Source organism: Nonomuraea sp. LP-02, from assembly GCF_036289125.1.
GTDB lineage: Bacteria > Actinomycetota > Actinomycetes > Streptosporangiales > Streptosporangiaceae > Nonomuraea > Nonomuraea bangladeshensis.
The window spans coordinates 1,342,572-1,367,375 of record NZ_JAXCLK010000001.1 but is presented as its reverse complement, the minus strand read 5'-3'; the positions used below and the strand labels follow the sequence as shown (position 1 = coordinate 1,367,375).

Annotated in this window: 22 protein-coding genes; 13 read left to right on the top strand and 9 right to left on the bottom strand. The window is 73.0% G+C overall.

Going from position 1 to position 24,804, the window contains the following annotated elements:
• The first annotated feature begins 64 nt into the window (after window positions 1-64).
• Entirely contained in the window at window positions 65-739 is a 675-nt protein-coding gene (locus SMD20_RS06295) for a response regulator transcription factor (protein ID WP_329576095.1), read from the top strand.
• Complete coding sequence (locus tag SMD20_RS06290) at window positions 732-2,090, top strand: sensor histidine kinase (RefSeq protein WP_329576094.1); 1,359 nt, start codon at window positions 732-734, stop codon at window positions 2,088-2,090. The genes SMD20_RS06295 and SMD20_RS06290 overlap by 8 nt, the downstream gene beginning before the upstream one ends.
• A 297-nt stretch (window positions 2,091-2,387) precedes the next feature.
• On the opposite strand, the gene SMD20_RS06285 is transcribed toward SMD20_RS06290, so the two are convergent.
• Window positions 2,388-3,260 (bottom strand): LysR family transcriptional regulator, encoded by an 873-nt coding sequence (locus tag SMD20_RS06285; RefSeq protein ID WP_329576091.1) that lies wholly within the window; start codon window positions 3,258-3,260, stop codon window positions 2,388-2,390.
• 498 nt (window positions 3,261-3,758) lie between these two features.
• Here SMD20_RS06285 and SMD20_RS06280 point away from each other — a divergent pair, with 498 nt between their 5' ends.
• Both SMD20_RS06280 and SMD20_RS06275 read left to right on the top strand, forming a co-directional pair.
• A complete protein-coding gene (locus SMD20_RS06280; protein WP_329576088.1) occupies window positions 3,759-4,907 on the top strand; it encodes a neutral zinc metallopeptidase in 1,149 nt (382 codons plus the stop codon).
• Window positions 4,908-5,046: 139 nt separating this feature from the next.
• A complete protein-coding gene (locus tag SMD20_RS06275) occupies window positions 5,047-6,594 on the top strand; it encodes an LCP family protein (RefSeq protein WP_329576085.1) in 1,548 nt (515 codons plus the stop codon).
• A gap of 13 nt (window positions 6,595-6,607) precedes the next feature.
• Here the strand turns inward: SMD20_RS06275 and SMD20_RS06270 are convergent, their stop codons facing one another.
• Window positions 6,608-8,647, bottom strand: coding sequence for a spermidine synthase (locus tag SMD20_RS06270; protein ID WP_329576082.1), 2,040 nt, complete (start codon window positions 8,645-8,647; stop codon window positions 6,608-6,610).
• Between the two features lie 179 nt (window positions 8,648-8,826).
• Between SMD20_RS06270 and SMD20_RS06265 the strand changes: the two genes are divergently transcribed.
• Entirely contained in the window at window positions 8,827-10,215 is a 1,389-nt protein-coding gene (locus tag SMD20_RS06265; RefSeq protein ID WP_329576079.1) for a S8 family serine peptidase, read from the top strand.
• Window positions 10,216-10,219: 4 nt separating this feature from the next.
• Here SMD20_RS06265 and SMD20_RS06260 read toward each other — a convergent pair whose 3' ends face one another.
• Together SMD20_RS06260 and SMD20_RS06255 are read right to left on the bottom strand one after the other, a co-directional pair.
• Window positions 10,220-10,945 carry an ABC transporter permease gene (locus SMD20_RS06260; RefSeq protein WP_329576076.1) on the bottom strand — a complete coding sequence of 242 codons (726 nt, stop codon included), beginning with the start codon at window positions 10,943-10,945 and terminating at the stop codon, window positions 10,220-10,222.
• Window positions 10,945-11,682 carry an ABC transporter ATP-binding protein gene (locus tag SMD20_RS06255; protein WP_329576073.1) on the bottom strand — a complete coding sequence of 246 codons (738 nt, stop codon included), beginning with the start codon at window positions 11,680-11,682 and terminating at the stop codon, window positions 10,945-10,947. The genes SMD20_RS06260 and SMD20_RS06255 overlap by 1 nt, the downstream gene beginning before the upstream one ends.
• Window positions 11,683-11,748: 66 nt before the next feature.
• Between SMD20_RS06255 and SMD20_RS06250 the strand changes: the two genes are divergently transcribed.
• A complete protein-coding gene (locus SMD20_RS06250) occupies window positions 11,749-12,456 on the top strand; it encodes a TetR/AcrR family transcriptional regulator (protein ID WP_329576070.1) in 708 nt (235 codons plus the stop codon).
• Here SMD20_RS06250 and SMD20_RS06245 read toward each other — a convergent pair.
• Window positions 12,394-12,690 (bottom strand): DUF4190 domain-containing protein, encoded by a 297-nt coding sequence (locus tag SMD20_RS06245; RefSeq protein ID WP_329576067.1) that lies wholly within the window; start codon window positions 12,688-12,690, stop codon window positions 12,394-12,396. The two genes, SMD20_RS06250 and SMD20_RS06245, sit on opposite strands and share 63 nt — an antisense overlap.
• Window positions 12,691-12,773: 83 nt before the next feature.
• Here SMD20_RS06245 and SMD20_RS06240 point away from each other — a divergent pair, with 83 nt between their 5' ends.
• Window positions 12,774-13,565: an ion transporter gene (locus SMD20_RS06240; RefSeq protein ID WP_329576064.1), complete on the top strand. Its 792-nt coding sequence runs from the start codon at window positions 12,774-12,776 to the stop codon at window positions 13,563-13,565.
• A 42-nt stretch (window positions 13,566-13,607) separates the two neighbouring features.
• Here the strand turns inward: SMD20_RS06240 and rpsD are convergent, their stop codons facing one another.
• Window positions 13,608-14,222, bottom strand: a complete 615-nt coding sequence (rpsD, locus tag SMD20_RS06235; protein ID WP_329592454.1) for a 30S ribosomal protein S4 — start codon at window positions 14,220-14,222, stop codon at window positions 13,608-13,610.
• Between the two features lie 78 nt (window positions 14,223-14,300).
• On the opposite strand from rpsD, the gene SMD20_RS06230 reads away from it, so the two are divergent.
• Window positions 14,301-15,002 carry a DUF2470 domain-containing protein gene (locus tag SMD20_RS06230; RefSeq protein ID WP_329576061.1) on the top strand — a complete coding sequence of 234 codons (702 nt, stop codon included), beginning with the start codon at window positions 14,301-14,303 and terminating at the stop codon, window positions 15,000-15,002.
• Window positions 15,003-15,005: 3 nt separating this feature from the next.
• Here the strand turns inward: SMD20_RS06230 and SMD20_RS06225 are convergent, their stop codons facing one another.
• Window positions 15,006-15,641 (bottom strand): TetR/AcrR family transcriptional regulator C-terminal domain-containing protein, encoded by a 636-nt coding sequence (locus SMD20_RS06225; protein WP_329576058.1) that lies wholly within the window; start codon window positions 15,639-15,641, stop codon window positions 15,006-15,008.
• Between the two features lie 72 nt (window positions 15,642-15,713).
• Here SMD20_RS06225 and SMD20_RS06220 point away from each other — a divergent pair, with 72 nt between their 5' ends.
• Window positions 15,714-17,288, top strand: coding sequence for an ATP-binding cassette domain-containing protein (locus SMD20_RS06220; protein ID WP_329576055.1), 1,575 nt, complete (start codon window positions 15,714-15,716; stop codon window positions 17,286-17,288).
• Window position 17,289: 1 nt separating this feature from the next.
• On the opposite strand, the gene SMD20_RS06215 is transcribed toward SMD20_RS06220, so the two are convergent.
• Window positions 17,290-18,486, bottom strand: coding sequence for an ROK family transcriptional regulator (locus SMD20_RS06215; RefSeq protein WP_329576051.1), 1,197 nt, complete (start codon window positions 18,484-18,486; stop codon window positions 17,290-17,292).
• Between the two features lie 143 nt (window positions 18,487-18,629).
• Here SMD20_RS06215 and zwf point away from each other — a divergent pair, with 143 nt between their 5' ends.
• The 4 genes from zwf (at window position 18,630) to eda (ending at window position 23,930) form a co-directional block, all read left to right on the top strand.
• Window positions 18,630-20,105 (top strand): glucose-6-phosphate dehydrogenase, encoded by a 1,476-nt coding sequence (gene zwf / locus SMD20_RS06210; protein WP_329576048.1) that lies wholly within the window; start codon window positions 18,630-18,632, stop codon window positions 20,103-20,105.
• A gap of 8 nt (window positions 20,106-20,113) precedes the next feature.
• Window positions 20,114-22,057 carry a phosphogluconate dehydratase gene (gene edd / locus SMD20_RS06205; RefSeq protein ID WP_329592452.1) on the top strand — a complete coding sequence of 648 codons (1,944 nt, stop codon included), beginning with the start codon at window positions 20,114-20,116 and terminating at the stop codon, window positions 22,055-22,057.
• A 163-nt stretch (window positions 22,058-22,220) separates the two neighbouring features.
• The gene (gene glk, locus SMD20_RS06200) at window positions 22,221-23,186 is read left to right on the top strand and encodes a glucokinase (RefSeq protein WP_329576045.1); all 966 of its coding nucleotides are present in this window, start codon (window positions 22,221-22,223) and stop codon (window positions 23,184-23,186) included.
• 129 nt (window positions 23,187-23,315) lie between these two features.
• Window positions 23,316-23,930, top strand: a complete 615-nt coding sequence (eda, locus tag SMD20_RS06195; RefSeq protein WP_329576042.1) for a bifunctional 4-hydroxy-2-oxoglutarate aldolase/2-dehydro-3-deoxy-phosphogluconate aldolase — start codon at window positions 23,316-23,318, stop codon at window positions 23,928-23,930.
• A gap of 73 nt (window positions 23,931-24,003) precedes the next feature.
• Here the strand turns inward: eda and SMD20_RS06190 are convergent, their stop codons facing one another.
• Complete coding sequence (locus SMD20_RS06190) at window positions 24,004-24,729, bottom strand: SDR family NAD(P)-dependent oxidoreductase (protein ID WP_329576039.1); 726 nt, start codon at window positions 24,727-24,729, stop codon at window positions 24,004-24,006.
• Between the last annotated feature and the right edge of the window lie 75 nt (window positions 24,730-24,804).

Genomic DNA, 24,804 nt, shown 5'->3' with positions numbered 1-24,804 from the left:
ACAGTCTGAGACCCCTCTCAGTCTTCTCAGCGCGCTCTCAGCGACAGAACGGGAGAATCACCGCATGAGGGTACTGGTCGTCGAGGACGAGCGGCGGATGGCGGCGGCGCTCCAGCGCGGGCTCCAGGCCGAGGGCTTCGCCGTGGATCTCGCCCACGACGGCGAGGAGGGCCTGCACGCGGCCCGCCACGGCGACTACGACGTCGTGGTGCTCGACATCATGCTGCCCCGGCTGTCCGGCTACAACGTCTGCAAGCGGCTGCGCGCCGAGGAGAACTGGGTGCCGATCCTCATGCTGTCGGCCAAGGACGGCGAGTACGACATGGCCGACGGGCTCGACCTGGGCGCCGACGACTACCTGACCAAGCCGTTCTCGTACGTGGTGCTGGTGGCCCGGCTGCGGGCGCTGCTGCGCCGCGACGCGGGCCGGCGCCCGGCGGTGCTGCAGGCCGGCGACCTGTCGCTGGACCCGGCGCGGCGGCGGGTGGAGCGCGACGGCACCGCGATCGAGCTGACGCCGCGGGAGTTCGCGCTGCTGGAGTACCTGCTGCGGCGGCGCGACGAGGTGGTGTCGAAGTCGGAGATCCTGGAGCACGTGTGGGACACCTTCGACACCGACCCGAACGTCGTCGAGGTGTACGTCGGCTACCTGCGCCGCAAGATCGACGTCCCGTTCGGCAGGAACGCGCTGCAGACCGTGCGCGGCGCCGGCTACCGGCTGGCGGGCGACGGTGGCTGACGGGTCGCCCGGCTCGCCGCTGGCGTGGTGGCGGCGGCAGGGACTGCGCTTCCGGCTGTCGGCGGTCGCCGTCGCGGTGCTCGCGCTGGCGCTGGCGCTGTCGGCCTCGGTGCTGCTCAGCGTCCTCGACCGGGCGCTGATGGCGACCGTGGACGACGGCACCAGGCGGCAGGCGGACGTCGTGCGCGTGGCGGCCGACTCCGGCACGCTCACCACGCCGATCACCACCCACGACGGCACGATCGTGCAGGTGCTCGACGCACAGGACCGGATCACGCACGTCACGTACGGCGCCGACCGGCTGGTGCCGCTGCTGGACGCCGCCGGCCGGGAGCGGGCGCTGGCGTCCGGCAAGGCGGTGGAGGTGGACGGGCGGCCGTACGCCGTCCCGGGTTTCCTGCACGTGGTCGTGCTGCGCGCGGACCGCGGCCAGACCGTGCTAGCGGCCCGGTCCATCAGCGAGATCCGCACCAGCCTCGGCACGGCCGGGCGGGTCCTGATGGTGGGCACGCCCGCGCTGGTGGTGCTGCTCGCCGTGGCGAGCTGGCTGATGATCGGCCGCACGCTGCGCCCGATCGCGGCGCTGCGCCGGGGAGCAGCCGAGATCACGCACACGGCGCGCTCCCGGCGGCTGCCCGTGCCGGCCTCCCGCGACGAGGTGCACCATCTGGCCACCACGCTCAACGACATGCTGGCCAGGCTGGAGGAGGCCGAGCAGCGTCAGCGGGCGCTCGTCTCCGACGCCGCGCACGAGCTGCGCAGCCCGCTCGCCAGCATCCGGCTGCAACTGGAGGTCGCGCTCGGCCATCCCGAGGGCCAGGACTGGCAGGAGACCGCCGAGGGCGCGCTGGAGGACACCCTGCGCCTGTCCCGGCTGGCCGAGGACCTGCTCGCGCTGGCCCGGCTGGACGAGCGCGGCGGCGTCCCGGCCAGGCGCGAGCCGGTGGAGCTCGACGAGGTCGTACGCCGGGCCGTGGACCGCTACACCGAGGCCCGGCTGACGATCTGCGACCCGGTCGTGGTCCGCGGCGACGCGCTCGACCTGAGCCGGGTGCTGACCAACCTCATGGACAACGCCTCACGGCACACCTCCTCGAAGATCGAGGTGGCGCTGACCGCCGACGGCGTGCTGACCGTCACCGACGACGGTCCCGGCATCCCGGAGCAGGACCGCGAGCGGGTGTTCAACCGCTTCACCAGGCTCGACTCCGGGCGGAGCAGGGACGAGGGCGGCACCGGGCTCGGGCTGGCCATCGTGCGCGAGACCGTGCGGGCGCACGGCGGCACGGTGGTCCTGGAGGACGCCGCGCCCGGACTGCGTGCGGTGGTGCGGCTTCCCGTGTCCCGATGAGGTGTTCCCGTGTCCCGGGGAGGATCTGCCCCCGGCCGCCGTCGCCGTAGAAGGGCGAGGCCGTGCTCTGAGGGCTGGATGAGGGGCCGCTGGAAGGGGCTCCCTCGGGGGCCGGGCCGCGTCGCCGGGCCCCGGGCTCGGACGATGCCGGGCCTTGTCGGTGCGCTTCGGTGCGGTTGGGGGGTTTCTGCAGGGGGTTTGGGTGGGGGTGAGGGTTCTCGGGGGGGTCGTCTGTGTCGGGGGTTTCGGGGGTTTCGGGGTTTCAGGGGTGAGTGGAGCGTTCCCCGGTTCGGTCGGTCAGGCGGCGGTCGTTCCCTTCTCCGCGGTGGCCAGGAAGTCCTGGGCGATCAGCGGCAGCCGGCGACGGGCGTGCACGACGGCGATGACGCGCCGCACTGCCGGTTCGAGCGAGCGCACCACGAGGCCCGCGCGGGCGGCCTGCTCGGCCATGCCGCGGTACCACAGGAGCGAGGCCCGGCCGGCGCGGACGGCGTTGAGCCAGCCGTTGCGCTCGTCGGTCTCCAGTACGACCGTCGGGGTGACGGCGTACCTGCCGAACATCGCGTCGAGCTCCCTGCGCCGGGTGCTGCCGCGGGCCGGGAGGGCCAGGCGCATGCCGTGCAGCCTGCCCATCGGCACCGGGTTGGGCAGTTCGAGCCCGGGCGGGGAGATCAGCACGATCTCCTGGCGTTCGAGGGGGTGGGTGACGAGGTCGGCGGGCACCGGCAGGTCGGTGAGACCGAGGTCGGCCCGCTGGTCCCTGATGGCGTTGACGACCGCTTCGCGGCCCTCGCAGCGCACGATCTGGACGCGGACACCGGGGTGCTCGGCGGCGTAGGCGGGCAACAGCCGCCCCGCCAGACCGGGCTCCAGGCTGGGCGTCGAGGCGATGCGCAGTTCGGCGTCGGACGCGCCGGTGTGCTGGGCCAGGCCCTCGATCTCGTGGACGGCGTCGAGCGCCTCCCGTGCCAGCTTGACCACCCGCCGGCCTTGCGCGGTGACGACGACGCCGCGGCCGGAACGGGCGAACAGGGTCATGCCGAGCTCGCGCTCGAGATCGCGGATCGCGCGGGAGAGCGCGGGCTGCGCGATGTACAGCGACCTGGCCGCGTCGGTCATGGTGCGGTGCTCCGCAGTCGCGACCACATAGCGGAGCTGCTGGAGATTCATGCCAAGAAAGCTAGGACACCACCCGCTCCCCAGACCGAAAGATAACCGAGATCACCTCGAATGATTTCGGACTGTGACCGTGCACTGCTACATCCGTGACGGGTGATAAATCAGTATGCTTTTGCCCCAAATTTGCCAAGGGTCCGTCAAGTCGCCGGACGAAGCTCGGCAATGGGACAACGGGGCAAACGGGGAGACAGGGTGACAGGTAACGGGCAATATCCACCCCCGCCACAGGGGCCCGGACAGCCACAGAGGCCACCCGCGCTCCCGTGGCCGCCGCCCGGCCACGGCCGGCAGCAGCAGCCGCAGGGCGGTCCGTACGGGCCGCCGCCCCAGCCGCCCCCGCCCGCCTACCCGCCCCAGGGGCCCGGCCATCCGCCCCAGGGGCCCGGCTACCCGCCCCAGGGTCCCGGCTACCCACCCCAGGGCCCCGCGTACCCACCGCAGGGGCCGGGGCAACCGCCGTACCCGCCGCAGGGAGTGCCGCAGGACGGCATGACGCGGCCCTACACGCAGCAGATGCCGCCGCCGCCACCCCCGCCGCCGCAGTACGCCCAGCACTACCGGCAGCCCGCACCCCCTCCCCCGCCACCTCCGCCGCCGCGGATGCCGCCACGGCAGTGGCAGCCTCCGCCGCCGCGCCGCAAGTCGGGCATGGGCGTGATCGGGGTGCTCGGCGCGGTGTTCGGCTCGCTGGCGGCGCTGTTCGTGCTGATCGTCGTCGGCGCGGCCCTGCTGAAGAGCTCGTCGCGGTCGGAGACGACGACGCCGATCGCGGTCCCGACGTACGAGCCCACGCCGGAACGCAGCCGCGCCACCCGGCCGCCGACCCGCCGCCCGACCGAGCAGCCGACCCGGCAGCCGACCCGCACCCCGGAGGAGACGGTGACGCCGCCGGCGCAGGTGCAGGTCAACACGAGCCTCAAGAACAACAGCCTCTACCGGGCGGGCACGCTGCCCCGGATCTCCTGCCGGGCGGGCAACGCGAGCATCTTCAGCCACAGCCAGCTCAAGGCGCTGATCCTGAAGACGGGCAAGTGCATGGACCGCGCGTGGGGGCCGGTCCTGCAGAAGCAGGGCTTCGACTTCCGGCCGCCGGGCTACGCCATCGCCTCCGGCCGGGGCCGGGGCGCCTGCGGCGACTACCCGAGCGCCGGGAGCATGGTGCCGTACTACTGCCCGCGCAACTCCACGATCTACGCCTCGACCTCGGCGATGGCCCGCGGCAACGGCAACGCCCGCGGCTACGGCCAGATCATCTCCTGGCACGGCGGCATCATCAGCATGATGGCCCACGAGTACGGCCACCACGTCCAGAACGTCACGGGCCTGATGAACTCCTGGTGGGACAGCACGCTGGCCACCTCCAGCCGGAGCACCAAGCTCGGGCTCAGCAGGCGGCTGGAGCTGCAGGCCACCTGCCTCGGCGGCATGTGGATGCGCTCGGTCGCCGCCTCCTATCCGGTGACCACGTCGCTGCGCAGCCGGCTGTACTGGTTCTACGGCCAGGTGGGCGATTATCCGGGCTATCCGCGCGACCACGGGACGCCCGCCAACAACAACCGCTGGTTCCGTCAGGGATGGGAGAAGAACAAGGCGTACCAGTGCAACACGTGGATGGCTCCGTCCTCCACGGTGTCCTGAGAGGCACCTGTGAAAATCACGCGGAGTTCATCTCGACTTGGGGAAGTGTCTGTGTTGTCCAGATATGGGGACTAGAATCCTGGCATTCTTGTCCCCGCATGGGGGCCGTTCTGCCTGGTAGGCGTCTGAAGGAGCCGGTGTGAGAAAGCGCGACGGGGTGGGCACCGTGCCTGGAGGCAGAAAGGAACGCCCGGCGCGCCGGCCCCGCCCGGCTCCCGGCGCCCCTCGCTTCGCCCGGCCGCTCACGCCCGCCTCCGTGCTCGGCTGGACCGCACTGTCCGCCGTCGCGCCCGGCGCCGCGCACCTGCGCGCCGGGCGCCGCCGTACCGGGCTGATCCTCATCAGCGGGTACGCGGTGCTGCTGCTCGCCGCCCTCGCCTTCGGGCTGACCCGCAACCTGACCGACGCCGCCGCGTTCGTCGGCGACGGGATGATGCTCGCGGTGATCATCATCGCCTCCGCGCTCGCGCTGGCCTGGTTCGCCGTCGTGGTCAGCTCGTACGTGGTGCTCAGCCCCAAACGGCTCAACCAGCAGGGCCAGATCCTGACCGGCATCGTCGTGGGCGTGCTGTGCGTGGCGGTGATGGCGCCGTTCGCGTTCGTCGCCGACACCATGGTCACCCTGCGCAACACCGTGAAGGACATCTTCCCGTCCTCCTCCGACCCGGGCACGCCGACGGTCGCGCACAACCCCGAGGACCCCTGGGCCGGCAAGACCCGCGTCAACTTCCTGCTCATCGGCGGCGACGCGGCCGGCAACCGCACCGGCGTGCGGACCGACAGCATGAACGTGGCCAGCATCGACATCAAGACCGGCAACACGGTGCTGTTCAGCCTGCCGCGCAACCTCCAGCACGTGCACTTCCCGGCCAGCTCGCCGCTGCACAAGCAGTTCCCCAACGGCTACATGGCCGAGCTGCCCAACGGCGGCCTGCTCAACGAGGTCTGGCAGTACGCCAACGACAACCCGCAGATCATGGGCGCCAAGAACATGGGCCCCCGGGCGCTGATGGACGCCATCGGCTACACCCTCGGCCTCAAGATCGACTACTACGCCCTCATCAACATGTACGGCTTCGCCGCCCTCGTCGACGCCATCGGCGGACTGAAGGTCCACGTGGAGGCGGACGTCAAGTGGGGCGGCCTGTACGGCACCGCCGGCACCATCAAGGCCGGCTACCGCCGCCTCAGCGGCGAGCAGGCCCTCTGGTACGGCCGCTCCCGCGTCAACAGCGACGACTTCTCCCGCATGGCCCGCCAGCGCTGCGTCATCGGCGCCTTCGCCCAGCAGGCCACGCCCCAGGTCATCCTCACCAACTTCAGGAAGATCGCCGGCGCCACCAAGCGCATGGCGCAGACGAACATCCCGCAGCCCCTGCTCCCGCCGATCATGGAGCTGGCCGTCAAGGTGAAGGACGCCAAGATCACCAGCCTGCAGTTCGTGCCGCCGGAGTTCTACTCGGGCCGCCCGGACTGGGTCAAGATCCGCCAGGCCACCAAGAAGGCGATCTCCGACTCCCTCCGCCCGGCCCGCCAGGCCCAGACGGCGAACGTCACCGCCTCCCCCAGCGTCACCGCCCCCTCCGCGTCCCCGACGCGGGCCCAGGCCGGGACGCCGACGCAGACGCCCACCCGCAACACCCAGAAGGCCGGCGCCAAGTCCCTGGACGAGCTCTGCGGCCTCTGACGGGCCGGCTCCGTCAAGCGGGGGCGGCGCTCCTGCGGGGCAGCAGGGCGAAGGCGCCGACGTACAGCAGGGCGGCGACGACGAGCAGGCCCTTGTAGCCGATCACCAGGGCCGCGTACTCCAGGCAGCCGCCGACCATCGCCCCGAGCAGGTTCGCGCCGAAGGACGTGGTGGCGTCGGCGGTCTCGGCGAAGCGCTTGGCGAAGACCACGTTGGCCGCGAAGATCGGCAGGAAGGCGACCGTTACGGCGGCCAGGGCGCGCAGCGGCACCGGCAGTGACAGCAGCCAGGCGTTCGGGACGAGCCAGGCGAGCACCAGGCCGGCCAGCAGCACGGCGTACATCACGGGCAGCGGCGGGGTGCGGAAGCGGCGGGTGATCTCGACGGCGGCGAGCACCGCGACCAGCACGCCGGCGAAGACGACGGCGTTGACCACCCACGTGGTGCCGAACAGCAGCGCGAAGCCGGTCACGCTCTTGGTCTCCAGCAGCATGAACGCCACGCCCAGCAGGAACAGGTCGCTGTAGGGGCGCATGCGCCGGTAGGGGCCGGCGACGACGCGGACGGCGAGCAGGCTGACGGCGAGGATGAGCCCGAGCGTGACGAGGTAGAGCGGCGGGATCGTCGCGTCGTGCAGGTAGAGGAAGGGCCGGTCGTCGTCGGCGGGCGGCGGCGTGCCCGCGGCGGCGCCGGGCCACTCGGCGGCGCAGCGCTGGTCGGCGGCCGTCAGCCCGGCGGTGATGACGGCCTGCTGCCCGGCGGTGCTGACGACGTCCACGCACGGCTTGTGGCCGAAGGCGCGCTGCATGGTGGCGGCGAGCCGGTCCACCAGCCAGCTCTCCCGGTAGTAGTTGTACATCGAGAACGTGCCGCCGGGCTTGAGGTGGGCGCGGGCGGCCCGCATGGCCTCCTCGGTGAACAGGTAGCTCTCCAGCCGCAGCGAGCTGGCCCCGGAGACGAGGGTGAGCGAGTCGGGCAGCGCGAACAGGATCAGGTCGTAGGAGCCGCCGCCGCGCTCCAGGAAGGCCCGGCCGTCGGTGATGTGCGTGGTGACGCGGGGGTCGTCGTAGGGGCGGTCGGGGTGCACCGAGCCGCCCAGCTCGCGCAGCTTGGGGTCGATCTCGACGGCGTCCACCCGCCGGGCGCCCTTGGACAGGGCGATCGCGACGTCGGTGCCGCTGCCCGCGCCGACGATGAGCACGTCCTGGGGCGGCTTGGAGGCCCGCTCGTACGGCAGCCCGTACTGGGCCTCCCACTGCAGGCGGGCGGCGGCGGGCACGGCCTGCTGGTGCGGGATGCCGTTGACCGCGATGTCGGTGACGGGCACCCCGAGCACCGTGAGGGGCTTGGAGGTGACCTTGTAGTACGGCGACCAGACCGCCCCGGCGGTGAGCGTCTCGGTGAGCAGCAGCCCGACGACGGCCAGGGAGGGGACGGTGACCAGCCCGAGGTAGAGCGAGCGCGGCCGGGGCACGAGCAGCACGCCGTAGCAGATCGCCGCGATCAGCCCCCAGAAGACCGGCGGCGCGCTCAGGAACGACAGCGCGGTGAACGCCGCGATGCCGGTGAGGCTGCCGATGAGGTCGTACCGGTAGGCCTCCAGGCGGGGCAGCTCGGGGAAGCAGCGGCCGACCAGCTCGGCGGGCCCCATGAGGACGAGCGCGGCGGCGCAGAAGATGACCGGCAGGATGAGCCAGGCGGGCGGCCCGCTGGTGGACAGGCTCGTCCAGTAGAGGACGCCCTCGGTGTCGCGGTCGACGGTGACGGGGAAGGCCAGCACCACGATGGCGAGCACGGCGAGCACGACCGGCGAGTAGTACGGCTGCCGCCGCGAGCGCCCCACGCGCAGGAACCCGAGCCCGATGCCGAGGAACGACCCGAGCAGCACGAAGTTCGTGAAGTAGCTCAGGTGGACGATGTTCGACCCGGTCCAGCGGATCAGCGCCAGCTCCAGGAAGAGCATGAAGGCGCTGGCGAGCACGAGCCTCGGCCGTACCGCCAGCCAGTGGGCCTTCTCTCCGTCGTCGACCGGCTTGCGCGCCTGGAGCGTCATGGAGCCTCACCGTAGTGAACGGACCGGGATCATGGAAGCCTGACAGGCCGGAAGAAATGTCGTCCGCTTCGCGGTTTTTGCGGCGTTTCCGCAGGTCAAACCTCCCGAAGGCGCTGGACGGGCTCCGCCGGATGGAGCAAGGTTGGGTGACTCGCTCCCCACGACCTCCGGTGGTGACCATGCGCGTGATGATCCAGCTCCGCCCCTCCCCCGATCTGGCCGCGGCCGTCGCCGACCCGTCCTCGCAGGTCACCACGGCCGACGTGGCCGCCGACCTGGCCGCCGGTCTGGTGGCGGGCCTGCCGGGCGTCGAGCTCGATCCGGCGTTCGCGCCCGTGACGGTGCCGCGGCCGGTCCACCGGGCGGGCGGCGACCCGCTCCCGCTCAACCGGCCGCTCGACGTCTCACTGGCCCCCGGCGACGCCTCGGTGCTGGTACGCGGCACGATCCCGGACGACGAGCCGGCTTCCGGCGTCGCGCTGCGGCCGGACGTCGTCGGGGTGTTCTCCGACCCGCTCGTGGAGCCCTCGCCCGTCCCCGTGGGCGAGGCGCCGGTCGGCGACTGGCACGACGTCGAGCGGCTGCTCGGCGTGGCCGGGCTGCACGCCGAGGGGCTGGACGGCGCCGGCGTGGCGCTGGCGGTGCTGGACACCGGCGTCAACGCCGCGCACGCCGCCCGCAGGCTCGGCAGGGCGGTGACGGTCGACACCGCCCGGTGCTGGCGACCGCCGGGCGGCCGGCCGGCTCCGGCGCCGGGCGAGTCCGGGGTGGGCCACGGGACGATGTGCGCCTTCGACGCGCTGATCGCCGCGCCGCGGGCCGCGCTCATCGACATCCCGCTGCTGCCGCCCGCCCTGCCGCCCGCCCGGCCGGGAGGCACCGCCACGGGCGGTCTGCTGTCGGACGCGGTGGCCGCCTTCGCACACCTGCGCGGCGTGCTGGAGGGCCAGCCGGCCGAGACGCGGGCGCTGGTGGTGAGCAACTCGTGGGGGTCGTTCTCGCCGGAGGGCGACTTCCCCGCCGGGCATCCGGGCAACTACTCCGACAACGCGGCGCACCCGTTCAACCTCATGGTGGCCGCGCTCGACCGGATGGGGGCGGACGTGCTGTTCGCGGCGGGCGACCGCGGACGGGAGCGCCCCGGCGGGCCCCGCCCGTACCCGAGCCGGCCCATCGCGGGCGCGAACTCCCACCCCCGCGCGCTGTCGGTCGGCGGCGTGGACGTCAACGGCGCGCGGACGGGCTGCTCCTTCCGGGGCCCCGGGCGGCTGACCGCCCGCAAGCCGGACGTGTGCGCGTACACGCGCTTCGCCGGCTCGCGGGCGCTCGGCGAGAGCGCGGCCGACTCGGGCACCTCGGCGGCGGCGCCGGTCGCGGCCGGGCTGGTGGCCGCGGTCCGCACCAGGTGGCCGGCCGCCCTGCTGTCGCCGGCGCAGCTCCGGGCGCTGCTGCGGCGCACCGCCGAGGACCGCAGCGAGGTCGGCTTCGACTACGACTACGGGTACGGCACCGTCGACCCCGGCGCGATCGTGGCCGCGCTCGACCGGCGCTCGCGGAGCGCGGCCTGATCACTCAGGCGTTCTCGCGGTTGAACACGCGCGTGCCGACGGTGAGGCTGACCGCGGCGAAGACCACGGTCACCGCCACGCCGAGCGCCACGGTCCCGTTGGCGTAGTGGCCGTGGAACAGCTCGCGCAGCGCCTCCAGCGGGTAGCGGAAGGGGCTGAGGCGGGAGAGGGCGTCGAGCCAGCCCGGCGCCATCGACATCGGCAGGAACGACCCGGACAGCAGCACCAGCGGGATCACCGCGGTGGACATCACGGGCGCGAACAGGTTCTGGTCGAGGGTGAGCGCGACCGCGTACGACAGGGCGGCCAGGCTGACGCCGAGCACCAGCACCAGCGCGAACCCCGCCAGCACCCCGGCTGCCGGGGCCCGCAGGCCGAGGGCGTAGGCGGCGGCCAGCAGCAGCGCCGTCTGGATGATCAGCGTGACGGCGTTGTTGAGCACCCGGCCGAGCAGCAGCGCCAGCCGGCTGACCGGGGTGACGCGCAGGCGTTCGAGCACGCCGGAGCTCCGCTCGAAGACCACCCCGAACCCGGCCAGGCCCATGCTCATCAGCCCGAGCTGGATGATCAGGCCGGGCACGAGCGTCTCCCACGTGCCGATCGTCACGAACAGCGGCCCGAACAGCACCAGGAACAGCAGCGGCTGCACCGCCCCGAAGACGATGCCGACCTTCTGCCGCAGCGTCGTGCGCACGCCGTGGCGGAACAGCACCCAGGTGTCGCGCAGCATCAGACCCCCGCCTCCTCGCGCAGCGAGCGGCCGGTGATGTCGAGGAAGACGTCGTCGAGGGTGCGCCCGCCGCTCTTCAGCGCGGCCGGCGCGCCCTCGGCCACGATGCGGCCGTGGTCGATGATCAGCAGCCGGTCGCAGAGGGCGTCGGCCTCGTCCAGGTAGTGGGTGGTGAGGAAGACCGTGAGGCCGCGCTCGGCGCGCAGGGCGCGGACGTGGTCCCACAGGTTGGCCCGGCTCTGCGGGTCGAGGCCGGTCGTGGGCTCGTCGAGGAAGAGCAGGACCGGCTCGTGCAGCAGGGCGAAGGCGATGTCGAAGCGACGCCGCTGGCCGCCCGACAGCGCGGCGCCCGGCCGCTCCTCCAGCCCGGTGAGCTCCAGCCGGTCGAGGAGGGCGCGGGTGCGGGCGGCGGACTCCGCGCGGCCGAGGCCGTACAGCATGCCCTGCAGCTCCAGCTCGCCGCGCAGCGGCTCGGCGGGCGGGACGCCGCCGCCCTGCGACACGTAGCCGATGCGCCGGCGCACGCCGCGCGGGTCGGCGAGCAGGTCGCGGCCGGCCACGACGGCGGTGCCCGAGGTGGGCCGCAGCAGGGTGGTCAGCATGCGCATGGTGGTGGTCTTGCCGGCGCCGTTGGGGCCGAGGAACCCGACGATCTCGCCGGGCTCCACGGTGATGTCCACGCCGGCGACGGCGGTCGCGTCGCCGAAGGTCTTCGTCAGACCCGTTGTCTCAATCATTTCATCGCCTCCAAGATTGAGGTAACCACAATTTTAGAGTGACTGCAATTTGGGTAGCATGCAGGCATGGAAGAGGGGCTGCGGGAGCGGAAGAAGCGCGAGACCAGGCAGCGCATCGCCGACATCGCGATGGGGCTGTTCATGGCCAAAGGGTTCGACAACGTGACCGTGGCCGAGGTGGCGCGGGCGGCCGACGTGTCGGTGAACACGGTCTTCAACTACTTCGGGACGAAGGAGGACCTGTTCGCCGACCGGCAGGAGGTCGCCGTGGACCTGCCGGCGCGGGTGCTGCGGGAGCGGGAGCCGGGCGAGAGCGTGGTGCGGGCCTTCCGCCGCGACTTCCTCGACGCCATCGCCGGCCGCGACTGGCGCTACGGGCTCAACCAGGGCGCCGACGTCTTCGCCGGAATCGTCGCCGCCAGTCCCGCGCTGGTCGCCAGGATGCGCGAGCTCCAGGAGCAGCGCGAGACGGCGCTGACGCGGGCGCTGGCCGACGAGCTCGACGCCGCGCCGGAGGACCTCGCCCCGCGGCTGGTGGCGGCGCAGATCCTCGCCGCCACGCGGCTGCTCGGGGCGTACGCGGCCGGCCGCATGGGCGCGGGCGAGGACTGGCCGGGCATCGAGCCCGACCTCAGGACACAGGCGGAGCGGGCGTTCGACCTGCTGGAGTCGGGGCTCGGCGACTACGGCCGGCGGGCCCCGGCGGAAGCCTCAGGAGGTGACGATGGCGACGGTGACCCCGAAGGCGACGAACAGCAGAGTGAGCGCCATTAGCGCGGTGGCGACCATGCCGCAGACACGCCCGGCCTGGACCTGGCCGCGGTTGGCGAAGACGTAGCCGCTCTCGTCGATCTCGCGCAGCGCCGTGTTGCCCATCGACCAGGCGAACGGACCGATGAAGAGGCACACCACCAGGCTCAGGATGCCGAGCACGAGGATGGTCGTGCCGTTGGGGTGGTTGTGCACCTGGGGACCGTAATAGGGCGGGTCGTACGGGGGATATGACATGGGTCCTTATATACCGCGACCGCCTTGATCATGTTGCGCCATCATGGGACGGCACCTGTTCCATTCCCCTAGGAGCATCATCCGTGCGCGAACGCACTCGTGCCGTACTCGCCCATAAGCGCTTCCAGCGTTTCATCGTCGGGGTCATCCTGGTCAACGCCGCCACGCTGGGCCTGGAGACGTTCCCACCCGTCGTGGAGCGCTACGGCACCCTGCTGACCGTGGTGGACCACGCGGCGCTCTACATCTTCGCCGTCGAACTGCTGGCCAAGATCTACGTCGAGCGGACGCGCTTCGTCCGCGACCCGTGGAACATCTTCGACTTCATCATCGTCGCCATCGCCTTCGCGCCCGCGACCGGCGGCCTGTCGGTGCTGCGGGCGATGCGCGTCCTGCGGGCGCTGCGGCTGCTGTCGGTGGTGCCCAGCCTGCGCAGGGTCGTCTCGGCGCTGCTGCGCGCCATGCCCGGCATGAGCTCCATCGTGGTCCTGCTGGGCCTCGTGCTGTACGTGGCCGCGGTGATGGCCACCAAGCTCTACGGCACCGCCGCCCCCGACCGTTTCGGAACCCTGCCGACCTCGCTGTTCACCCTCTATCAGACGATGACGGGCGACGACTGGGGCAACATCGCCAGGGAGGTGATGACCCAGCACCCGTCGGCCTGGATCTTCTTCACCATCTTCATCCTGGTGTGCACGTTCGTGATCCTGAATTTGTTCATGGCGGTCGTGGTCAGCGCCATGGACGAGGAGAGCGCCGAGGAGCGCGCCGCGCTCCAGGACGACGCCGCCGTGCACTCCGAGCTGATCCTGCGGGAGCTCGCCGAGCTCCGCAAGGAGGTCGCGGAGCTGCGGCGGCACAGCCCGGTCGAGTGAGCCACGCGCGGGGGGGCGTCGCGCGACGCCCCCCGGCCGCGGTCAACGGGAGTAGAACTCCACCACGAGCTGCTCGTCGACCGGGATCGCGATCTGCTCGCGCTCCGGCCGGCTCGTCAGCGTGAAGCGCAGCTCGGCGAGGTCCACGGACAGGTACGCCGCCGTGCGCTCGTCGGCGTGGATGCCGGCGGCGGCGGCCACGAACGGCTGCATCCCGCGCGAGCGTTCCCTGACGGACACGACCTGTCCCGGCTTGACCAGGTAGCTCGGGATGTCCACCTTGCGGCCGTCCACGGCGATGTGCCCGTGGGCGATGTACTGCCGGGCCGCGTAGATCGACGGCGCCAGCCCGGCGCGCAGCACGAGGGAGGCCAGGCGGGTCTCCAGCAGCGTCACCAGCTCGGCGCCCGACGCGCCCGGCTTGCGCACCGCGAGGCCCCAGTAGCGGCGCAGCTGCCGCTCGGAGACGTCGTAGTACCAGCGCAGCTTCTGCTTCTCCAGCAGCCGCAGCCCGTAGTCGCCGGTGGTGCGGCGGTTGGTCTTGCGGCCGTGCTCGCCCGGCGGGTAGGGGCGCGTCTCGAAGTAGCGGACGGCTTTCCTGGTCAGCGGGACGCCCGCGCGACGCGACAGTCGCACCTTGGGGCCGGTGTAGCGCACGTTCACCTCGATGTGATTAGGTAATCCTTACTTAGGTAAGCCTAACCTATCACTGTGCCTGTTGCCCAAGGAGGCGTCATGCTGCCGATCCCCGAGCGGGTCCGCACCCTCGCCGCGACCGCCGAGGTCGCCAAGCTCGCCGTCGACGGCGTCCCCTCGCCGGCCCGCGGCGGCGTGGACGAGCGCGGCCGTCCGGTGCTCCTCGTGCGCCCCGGCGAGACCCTGCACGGCCTGAGCGGCGACGCCGTGGTGGCGGTGAACCTGACCGCGATGCGCACGCTCGGCGAGACCGCGCACCCGCGCGGCCTCATCGAGGTGCAGGGCTGGGCCGAGGCCGTCCCCAAGGACGAGGCGCGCGCCGCGGCGGTGGCGGTGGCCGCGCACTGCGCGGACGAGAGCCTGTTCGATGCCCTGGAGCGGTTCGGGCGGCCGGACGCGCCCCGGCTGCTGCGCCTGGACGTGGCCCAGGTCGTCTACCTGACCGGCCAGGAGTCGGGGATGCTGGACGCCGACGACTACCTGGGCGCGGCGCCCGACCCGCTCACCGACGTCGCCGAGCGGGTGCTGGCCCACGTCAACGACTCCCACCGGCCGCAGCTCACCGCCGGGGTGTCGCGGCAGCTCGGCGAGACGGCGGGCGAGGTGTGGCTGTGGGAGCTGGACCGCTTCGGCGCCACCGTACGCGTGGACGAGTCGCTGGTGCGCTTCCCCTGGCCGCGGCCCGCGAGGTCGGGCGGGTGCCTGGAGACGGCGCTCCGCGGCCTGCTCTGCACCTGCTGACCATCAGCTCCGCGCCTGCTCCATCCCGGCCAGGAGGTAGCCGAGCCCCTCGGCGAACGTGGCGTCCCAGTCGGGGGCCAGACCGTGCGCGGCGAGGGCCGGCCAGCCGCCGGCGCGTTCGCGCAGGAACACGTCCACCTCCTCCCCCGCGCGTTCCTGCCAGGTGACCTGCGAGATCACCGAGCCCGTGACGAAGCCGGCCAGGCTGTGCGCGGCGCCCCCGGGAGCGGGGAAACCGGCCGCGATCAGGGCCTGGAACAGGAACTCGGTGCGGGCCAGGGCGTTCGGCCCGAGCAGCGGGCGGTCGAGGACGGTCGCCGACCACGGGTGGCGCAGCAGGGCCGACCGCCAGGCGCCCATCAGCGCGCGCACCGGCTCGTGCCAGGGCTCGCCGGGCCGCGCCGCCGGCAGCGGCGCCTCTCCGAAGACGGCGTCGAGCGCCAGGTCGAGCACGTCCTCCTTGGTCCTGACATGCCAGTAGAGCGTGGTGGAGCCGGTGCCGAGCCGCTCGGCCAGCCGGCGCATGGTCAGCCCGGTCACGCCCTCCTCGTCGAGCAGCGCGACCGCCTCGGCCACGATCCGCTCCAGCGTCAGCGTCTGCCTGGGCGCCCTGCGCGGGCGCGACCACACGTTCTCCACGCCGCCGATAATACGTTGTACGCTGACCGGATCGATGGTCTAGTAGTAGAACGGCGATCGAGAGGGGGCGGCTTGGGACACATCGAGGTGAGCGACCTGACGTACCTGCTGCCGGACGGGCGGCCGCTGCTACTGGAGGCGTCGTTCAAGGTGGGCGACGGGGCCAAGGCGGCGCTCGTCGGCCCGAACGGCGGCGGCAAGACGACGCTGCTGCGGCTGATCGCGGGCGAGCTGCGACCGGCCGGCGGGCGGGTGGCGAGCAGCGGCGGCATCGGGGTGATGCGGCAGTTCCTCGGCGAGGGCACCGTCCACGACCTGCTGCTCGGCGTCGCGCCCCAGCGGGTGCGGCAGGCCGCGGCGGACGTGGAGGCGGCGGCCGCGGCGCTGGCCGGGCGCGACGACGAGCCCGCGCAGCTCGCCTACGCCCAGGCGCTCGCCGACTACGCCGACGCGGGCGGCTACGCGCTGGAGGTCGTGTGGGACGTGTGCGCGGACGCGGCGCTCGGGCTGCCGTACGAACGGGTCGCCGGCCGCGGCCTCGGCACGCTGTCCGGCGGCGAGCAGAAGCGGCTCATGCTGGAGGCGCTGCTGCGCGGCCCCGACGAGGTGCTGCTGCTGGACGAGCCGGACAACTACCTCGACGTGCCGGCCAAGCAGTGGCTGGAGCGGGCGATCCGCGACTCGGCCAAGACCGTGCTGCTCGTCTCGCACGACCGGCAGCTGCTCGCCGAGGCGGCCGACCGGATCGTCACCGTGGAGGGGCGTACGGTGTGGGTGCACGGCGGCGGCTTCGCCACCTACGGCGAGGCGCGGCGGCGGCGCGCGGAGCGGCTGGAGGACCGGCGGCGGCGCTGGGAGGACGAGCGGGCCAGGCTGCGCCGCCTGGCGCACACGCTGCGGCAGCGCTCGGCGCACAACGACGCGCTGGCCGGGGCGTACCGGTCGGCGCTGTCCAGGCTGGAGCGCTTCGAGCGCGAGGGCCCGCCGCGCCGGGCGCCGAAGGAGCAGAACGTGCGCATGCGGCTGCGCGGCGGGCGCACCGGAAAGCGGGCCGTGATGTGCGAGGAGCTGGAGCTGACCGGGCTGCTGCGGCCGTTCTCGACGGAGATCCACTACGGCGAGCGCGTCGGCGTCCTGGGCCTCAACGGCACCGGCAAGTCGCACTTCCTGCGGCTGCTGGCCGGCGAGCCGATCGCGCACACCGGCACGGCCCGGCTCGGCGCGCGGGTCGTCCCCGGATATTTCGCCCAGACCCATCTGCGGCCCGACCTGCGGGGCCGGCCGATCGCCGAGCTGATCATGGCCGAGCACGCGCTGACCCGCAACGACGCCATGGCCGCGCTCGCCCGCTACGAGCTGGCCCCGGCGGGCGGGCAGGCGTTCGAGACGCTCTCGGGCGGCCAGCAGGCGCGGCTGCAGATCCTGCTGCTGGAGCTGTCCGGGGCCACGCTGCTGCTGCTCGACGAGCCGACGGACAACCTCGACCTGGCCAGCGCGGAGGCGCTGCAGCGGGGGCTGGAGGGGTTCGAGGGGACGGTGCTGGCGGTCACGCACGACCGCTGGTTCGCCCGCGACCTCGACCGGCACCTGATCTTCCGCGCGGACGGCGGGGTGCGGGAGAGCGCCGAGCCCGTGTGGGACGCCTGAGTCAGACCGGCTGGCGGCGCAGGGCGGTGACCGTCATGGTCTCGTCCACGGCCTCGGGCGCCAGCACGTGGTCGAGCACCATCACCGCGCACCCGCTGATGCCCGCCTGCGCGCCCATCCTGCTCGGCTCGATGCGCAGCCGCCGGGTGGCGAGCGCCGTGGAGCGGCGGTAGACGACCTCGCGGATGCTCGACACCAGCGGCCCGAACGCCTCGGCCACGTCGCCGCCGAGCACCACGATCGACGGGTTGAGAATGTTGACCGCGCCGGCCAGCACCTCGCCGATGCGGCGGCCGGCCGTGCGCACCATGGCCATGGTCTCGGCGTCGCCGGCGCGGACCAGCGCGATGACGTCGGTGATGGTCCTGACGTCCTTGCCGGCCGCGCGCAGCTCGCGCAGCAGCGCGGTGCCGCTGGCCACGGAGTCGACGCAGTCGGTGTTGCCGCAGCGGCACAGCACGCCGCCGCCGTCGAGCACGGGGATGTGGCCGATCTCGCCGGCCGCGCCGAGCGCGCCGCGCAGGATGCCGCCGCCGGCGATCACGCCCGCGCCGATCCGCGTGGACACCTTCACGAACATCAGGTCGCCGACGTCGGGGTAGAGGCCGCGGTGCTCGCCGATGGCCAGCACGTTGACGTCGTTGTCGACCAGCACGGGGACGGGGAAGCGGGCCTGGATGACCGGCGGGATCACCACGCCGGTCCACGAGGCCATCACGCGGGCGCTCTCGGTGCGGCCCTGCGCGAACTCGACCGTCGCCGGCACGCCCATGCCCACGCCCCGGATCATCTCGCGCGGGCGGTCGCCGAGCAGGTCGTCCCAGGTGTCCATGAGCAGCGGCAGCACGACGCCGGGGCCCTCCTCGACGTCCACCTGGAACTCGCGGCCGTCCAGCTCGCGCCCGGCCAGGTCGCAGACGGCGACGCGGGTGCGGGTCGCGCCGAGCGCGGCCACCAGCACCAGGCCGCCCCCGGCGTTGAACTCCAGCCGGACGGGCGGCCGGCCGCCGGTCGAGGGAGCGTCGGTGCGCTCCACGACCAGGCCGCGTTCGAGCAGCTCGGCGACGCGCAGCTGCACCGCGGGGCGCGACAGGCCGGTGACGCGGCCGAGGTCGGCCCGCGTCACGGCCTCACCGGTGCGGATGAGGCGCAGCACCTCGCCGCTCGTGGCGAGGTTCGCGGCGGTACGACGGGACATCGGCCAAGTGAATCACACCCGCTTGTGTAATGAAAACTCCAGACTTTTTCATCTCAGATGCCAAAACTCTGCTTGTGCACAACCCAAACTCTCGTTAGTGTCCGTTGTGTCCTCGCATTGGAAGATCTTCGGAGCTCGACACCGTGTCCACCCCTCCCGCAGCAGGCCCCGTCCACACCGCTGACCTCGTCGTCTTCGGTGGCACCGGCGACCTGTCCATGCGCAAGCTGCTGCCCGCCCTGTACCACTGCGACCGGGACGGCCGGCTCTCCCCCGAGACCCGCGTGATCGCCATGTCCCGTGGCGGGCTCGCCGACGCCGACTTCCGCGGCAAGGTGGACGCCGAGGTACGCGACTCCGTCCCGGTGGACGACCCCGCCGTCTGGCAGCGTTTCCTGGGCCGGCTGCACCACGTGTCGGTGGACGTCGGCGCCGCGAACCACCCCGGCTGGCAGCACCTGGCCGAACTGCTCGCCCCTCACGAGGACCGCGACCGGGTGTTCTACCTCGCCAGCCCGCCCCGCACGTTCGGCCCCTTCTGCCGCGAGCTCGCCGAGGCCGGCCTGGTGACGCCGCGCTCGCGCGTGGTGCTGGAGAAGCCGCTCGGCCACGACCTGCCGAGCGCGCAGCGCATCAACGACGAGGTCGGCGCCATCTTCGACGAGCGCCAGATCTTCCGCATCGACCACTACCTGGGCAAGGAGACCGTCCAGAACCTGCTGGTCCTGCGGTTCGCCAACGCCTTCCTTGAGCCGATCTGGAACTCCCTCTGGATCGACCACGTCCAGATCACCGCCGCCGAGACCGTCGGCACGCCGGGCCGGCGCGGCTACTACGACCACGCGGGCGCGCTGCGCGACATGGTGCAGAACCACCTGCTCCAGCTCCTCACGCTCACCGCGATGGAGCCGCCCGCGCAGAACGACCGCGAGGCCATCCGCGACGAGAAGGTCAAGGTGCTGCAGGCGCTGCGGCCCATCACGGGCACCGAGGCCGACCGGTTCACCGTGCGCGGCCAGTACGTCGGCGCCGGCGACATGCCCGGCTACCTCGACGAGCCCGGCTCGACGCCACCCACGGAGTCCTCGCGGCGGGTGGAGACCTTCACCGCGATCCGGGCCGAGATCAGGAACTGGCGCTGGGCCGGGGTGCCGTTCTACCTGCGCACCGGCAAGCGCATGCCGTACCGGCGCTCGGAGATCGTGGTGCAGTTCAAGGACGTGCCGCACTCCATCTTCCCCGGCGGCAGCCCGAACCGCCTGGTGCTGCGCCTGCAGCCGGAGGAGGGCATCGAGCTGCACCTCATGGCCAAGGAGCCGGGCGCGGGCGAGGTGACGCTGAAGCCGGTGCCGATGTCGCTGAGCTTCGGCAAGACGTTCACCGCCCGGGTGCCCGAGGCGTACGAGCGGCTGCTGACCGACGTGCTGGCCGGCAACCCCACCCTGTTCATGCGGCGTGACGAGGTCGAGGCCGCCTGGCGTTGGATCGATCCGATCCTGGACGCCTGGCGGGCCACCCCCGCCCTGCCCGAGCCCTATCCCGCCGGCACGACCGGCCCCGCCGGAGCCCACGAACTGCTCGGCCGCAGCGGTCGCGCGTGGCACGAGGAGGAACTGTGAACCCCGCCATGAATCCCGTCATCCGTGAGGTCACCGACCGCATCGCCGAGCGCAGCGCCGCCAGCCGGGCGAACTACCTGGCGCGGATCCGCCGCGACGGCGAGGCGGCGCGCGCCAAGGGCCCGGCCCGCGCCCACCTCGGCTGCGCCAACCTGGCCCACGGCTTCGCCGCCGCGCCGGAGGCGGACAAGCCGGCGCTGCGCGGCTCGGCCAAGCCGGGCGTGGCCATCGTGACCAGCTACAACGACATGCTCTCCGCGCACCAGCCGTACGAGACCTACCCGCCCGAGCTGAAGGCGGCGGTGCGCCAGGCGGGCGGCGTGGCGCAGGTCGCGGGCGGCGTGCCCGCCATGTGCGACGGCATCACGCAGGGCCGTCCCGGCATGGAGCTGTCGCTCTACAGCCGCGACGTGATCGCCATGGCGACGGCGATCGCGCTCTCGCACGACATGTTCGACTCCTCGCTGCTGCTGGGCGTGTGCGACAAGATCGTGCCGGGCCTGTTCATCGGGGCGCTGCACTTCGGGCACCTGCCGGCGATCTTCGTGCCGGCCGGGCCGATGACCTCCGGCCTGCCGAACAAGGTCAAGGCGCGCACCCGCCAGCTCTTCGCCGAGGGCAAGGTCGGCCGGGACGAGCTGCTGGACGCCGAGGCGAAGTCGTACCACTCCCCCGGCACCTGCACCTTCTACGGCACCGCCAACTCCAACCAGGCGCTGATGGAGGTCATGGGCCTGCACCTGCCGGGCTCGACGTTCGTCAACCCGCACACCGAGCTGCGCCACGCGCTGACCCGGGCGGCCGGGCGGCGGGCGGTGGAGATCACCGCGCACGGCGCGGAGTACACCCCGATCGGCGAGCTGGTGGACGAGCGGAGCCTCGTCAACGCCTGCGTGGCGCTGCTGGCCACCGGCGGCTCCACCAACCACACGCTGCACCTGGTCGCCATGGCGGCCGCCGCGGGGATCGTCCTGACCTGGGACGACCTCGCCCGCCTGTCCGAGGTCGTGCCGTCGCTCACCAAGATCTACCCCAACGGCCAGGCCGACGTGAACCACTTCCGCGAGGCCGGCGGCATGCAGGTGCTCATCGGCGACCTGCTGGACGCGGGCCTGCTGCACGGCGACGTCATGACGGTGGCCGGTCCCGGCCTGGACCGTTACCGCGAGGCCCCCGAGCTGGTGGACGGCGAGCTGGTGTGGTCGCCGGTCACCGGCGGCAGCAAGGACCTCGACGTGCTGCGGCCGGTCGCGGAGCCGTTCTCGGCGGACGGCGGCATCCACATGGTCGAGGGCAACCTGGGCCGGGCGGTCAGCAAGGTGTCGGCGGTCAAGCCCGAGCACCTGGTGATCGAGGCGCCGGCCAAGGTCTTCGACGACCAGCTCGACCTGCTGAAGGCGTTCGAGGCGGGCGAGCTGGACGGGCAGGACTTCGTGGCGGTCATCCGCTATCAGGGGCCGAGCGCGAACGGCATGCCGGAGCTGCACAAGCTGACCCCGCCGCTGGCGGTGCTGCTGGACCGCGGCCAGCGGGTGGCGATCGTCACCGACGGCCGCATGTCGGGCGCGTCGGGCAAGGTCCCCGCCGCCATCCACCTGTCGCCCGAGGCGGCCGACGGCGGCCCGATCGCGCTGGTGCGCGAGGGCGACGTGATCCGCCTGGACTCTGCGGCCGGGACGCTGGAGCTGCTGGTGCCGGCCGAGGAGCTGACCCGGCGCGCGCCCGAGGGCCGGCCGCTGAGCGACGCGCAGTGGGTGGGCACCGGGCGGGAGCTGTTCGCCGCGTTCCGCCGGATGGCCGGCCACGCCGAGCAGGGCGCGGGGATCTTCGGCGTGAGCGGCGCCGAGTCGCCGCACCACGGCCCGGGGCTGGGCTTCCCCGCCGAGGCGGGGGCTTCCCACCTGGAGACGGGCGTCTCGGTCGGGGCTCGTCCGGCCGGACTGCCACGGTGACGTGTTATATGACGGTACGGTGCTATATGTCCGCTTGGCGGACAATGACCGCTCATCACCCGGAACGTGCTCACGATCCCCTCTGGGACTCCGTGAGCGTCCATGGCATCCTTCGGAGGATGGCGAGCGATCTTGACGCCGCCCTGACCACCGGAGGTGCGCGGTGAGTGCCTTTGACCTTCCCTGGCTCGTCGCCGACGTCGGGGGGACCAACGCCCGGTTCGGGCTGGTCACCTCGCTGGACGAGCCGCCGTCGCACGTCGCGGTCCTGGCCGGGGCCGACCACCCCACCCTGCCCGATGCCGTGACCGCCTACCTCGGGCAGCACGCGGGCGGCGCGCGGCCGGGGGCGGCCTGCCTGGCCCTCGCGGGACCGATCGACGGCGACCGCTACCAGCTGACGAACTCGGCCTGGGCCGGGTCCGTACGCGACCTCGGCGTCCCCTACGCCAGGCTGCTCAACGACTTCGAGGCGCTGGCCCTGTCGCTGCCGCACCTGGGCGGCGACGACCTGGTGCCGCTCGGCGGGCCGGAGCCCGCGCACGGCGTCAAGGCCGTGCTCGGCCCCGGCACGGGGCTCGGCGTGAGCGCCCTGGTGCCGACGGAGCACGGCTGGACGCCCGTCCCCGGCGAGGGCGGCCACGTCACCGTGCCGGTCGTGGACGAGCGGGAGCTGGAGATCGTCCGGGTCCTGCGGGCGCGGGGGCTGCCGCACGTGGTGGCCGAGCATGTGCTGTCCGGGCCCGGTCTGGTCCGGCTGCACCGGGCGCTGGCCGAGGTCAACGGCGTGAGCGCGCCCGAGCTGTCCGCCGCCGACATCGTGGCCAGGCTGGACGACTCGCTGTGCGCGGAGACGGTGGAGGTGTTCTGCGGCCTGCTGGGCAGCTTCGCGGGGAACGTCGCGCTGACGCTGGGCGCGCGGGGCGGGGTCTACCTGGGCGGCGGGGTGCTGCCCAGGATCGTGGAGCGGGTGCGGGCCAGCGGCTTCCGCGCACGCTTCACCTCCAACCCCGACATGTCGGCATATCTGGAGGGCATCGGGACGTCGCTCATCGTCGCCCCGCAGCCCGCGCTGACCGGCGCGGCGGCCTGGCTGAGCCAGCGCGCCCGCCGGGAGCTGGTGAGCTGAGGACGGCCACCGGCCCGTCCCTTGACCTGAGGACGACCGCCGGTCCGTCCCTTGACCTGAGGACGACCGCCGGTCCGTCCGTGAACTGACGCGGCCCGCCGCCGGCGGGCCGATGAGGAGAGAAGACGCATGAGCTTGCTCGATCTGGCCCCCGTGATCCCCGTCGTGGTGATCGACGACGCCGCGACCGCCGTGCCGCTGGCCCGGGCGCTGGTCGCCGGCGGCCTGCCGGCCATCGAGGTGACCCTGCGCACCCCGGCCGCCCGCGAGGCCATCGCGCGCATCGCCGCCGAGGTGCCGGAGGCCACGGTGGGCGCGGGCACCGTACGCACCGCCGAGGACATCGCCGCGTCGGCCGCGGCCGGGGCCCGTTTCCTGGTCTCGCCCGGGACCACGCCGTCGCTGGTCGAGGCGCTGGAGGCGAGCGGGGTGCCGTACCTGCCCGGGGCGGCCACCGTGTCGGAGGTCATGGCGCTGGCCGAACGCGGGATCAAGGAGCTGAAGTTCTTCCCCGCGGAGGCGGCGGGCGGCGTGCCGTACCTGAAGGCCCTGTCGGGGCCGATCCCCGACGTGCGCTTTTGCCCGACCGGCGGCATCCGCGCCACGACCGCCGCCGACTACCTGGCGCTGCCGAACGTCGGCTGCGTCGGCGGCACCTGGCTCACCCCGGCCGACGCCCTGGCCGCCGGCGACTGGGCCCGCATCGAGAAGCTCGCCGCGGAGGCCGCCGCCCTGCGCCCCTGACCCGCCGGCACCGCCGCCTCCGCGTCCGACGAAGTGCTCGGCAGGCGGCTCGAACGCGTACCGGCAGAGCCGGTCACCAGGGCACCACGCCGGCGTCGTCGAACAGGCCGCCGGTCGGCCCGTCGGCCGGCAGCGTGGCCAGCCGGATGGCGGCGGCCGCGCCCTCCCGCGCCGTCGCGGTCCCGTGGAAGGCGTTGAGGTCGGTCGCCACGTAGCCGGGGCAGGCGTTGTTGATGAGGATGCCGGTCCCGGCCAGCTCTTTGGCGTACTGGACGGTGACGGCGTTGAGCATCGTCTTCGACGGCACGTACGCCCCGCTGATCGGCCCGAGTTCCACGCCGGGCGTGGTCTGCAGGGTCAGGGACGCGACGTGGCTGGACAGGTTGACGATGCGTGGCGCGGCCGAGCGGCGCAGCAGCGGCAGCATCGCGTTGATGACCCTGATGACGCCGATGACGTTCGTCTCCAGGGCCGCCCGCACGGTGGCGGTGTCGAGCTCGGTGGGCCGCTGCTGCGGGCCGCCGGTGATGCCGGCGTTGTTGACCAGCACGTCGAGCCGGCCGGCGCGCTCCTCCAGCAGCCGGGCGGCGGCCCCCACGCTCGCGTCGTCGGTCACGTCGAGCGGCACGCCGAAGGCGTCCGCGCCGTCCGCGCGCAGTTTCGCCACGGCCTCCTCCCGCCGCCGCTCGTCGCGGGCGCCGACGCCGACGCTCCATCCCAGCGCGCCGAGGCCGGCCGCGATCTCGTACCCGATTCCTTTGTTGGCGCCGGTGACCAGCGCGATCGTCTGTTCGGTCATGGCTCCGATCGTGGCCGCCGGCCGGGCGTCGGGCCAACACCGACCGAGTACGGCAGCGATACCTCACGGGTATCG

Excerpts from the sequence above, each read along its gene's own strand:
- SMD20_RS06295 (WP_329576095.1), top strand. The coding sequence starts at position 65 with ATGAGGGTACTGGTCGTCGAGGACGAGCGGCGGATGGCGGCGGCGCTC.
- SMD20_RS06285 (WP_329576091.1), bottom strand. The coding sequence starts at position 3,260 with ATGAATCTCCAGCAGCTCCGCTATGTGGTCGCGACTGCGGAGCACCGC.
- SMD20_RS06280 (WP_329576088.1), top strand. The coding sequence starts at position 3,759 with ATGACGCGGCCCTACACGCAGCAGATGCCGCCGCCGCCACCCCCGCCG.
- SMD20_RS06270 (WP_329576082.1), bottom strand. The coding sequence starts at position 8,647 with ATGACGCTCCAGGCGCGCAAGCCGGTCGACGACGGAGAGAAGGCCCAC.
- SMD20_RS06265 (WP_329576079.1), top strand. The coding sequence starts at position 8,827 with ATGCGCGTGATGATCCAGCTCCGCCCCTCCCCCGATCTGGCCGCGGCC.
- SMD20_RS06260 (WP_329576076.1), bottom strand. The coding sequence starts at position 10,945 with ATGCTGCGCGACACCTGGGTGCTGTTCCGCCACGGCGTGCGCACGACG.
- SMD20_RS06255 (WP_329576073.1), bottom strand. The coding sequence starts at position 11,682 with ATGATTGAGACAACGGGTCTGACGAAGACCTTCGGCGACGCGACCGCC.
- SMD20_RS06250 (WP_329576070.1), top strand. The coding sequence starts at position 11,749 with ATGGAAGAGGGGCTGCGGGAGCGGAAGAAGCGCGAGACCAGGCAGCGC.
- SMD20_RS06245 (WP_329576067.1), bottom strand. The coding sequence starts at position 12,690 with ATGTCATATCCCCCGTACGACCCGCCCTATTACGGTCCCCAGGTGCAC.
- SMD20_RS06230 (WP_329576061.1), top strand. The coding sequence starts at position 14,301 with ATGCTGCCGATCCCCGAGCGGGTCCGCACCCTCGCCGCGACCGCCGAG.
- SMD20_RS06215 (WP_329576051.1), bottom strand. The coding sequence starts at position 18,486 with ATGTCCCGTCGTACCGCCGCGAACCTCGCCACGAGCGGCGAGGTGCTG.
- edd (WP_329592452.1), top strand. The coding sequence starts at position 20,114 with ATGAATCCCGTCATCCGTGAGGTCACCGACCGCATCGCCGAGCGCAGC.
- eda (WP_329576042.1), top strand. The coding sequence starts at position 23,316 with ATGAGCTTGCTCGATCTGGCCCCCGTGATCCCCGTCGTGGTGATCGAC.
- SMD20_RS06190 (WP_329576039.1), bottom strand. The coding sequence starts at position 24,729 with ATGACCGAACAGACGATCGCGCTGGTCACCGGCGCCAACAAAGGAATC.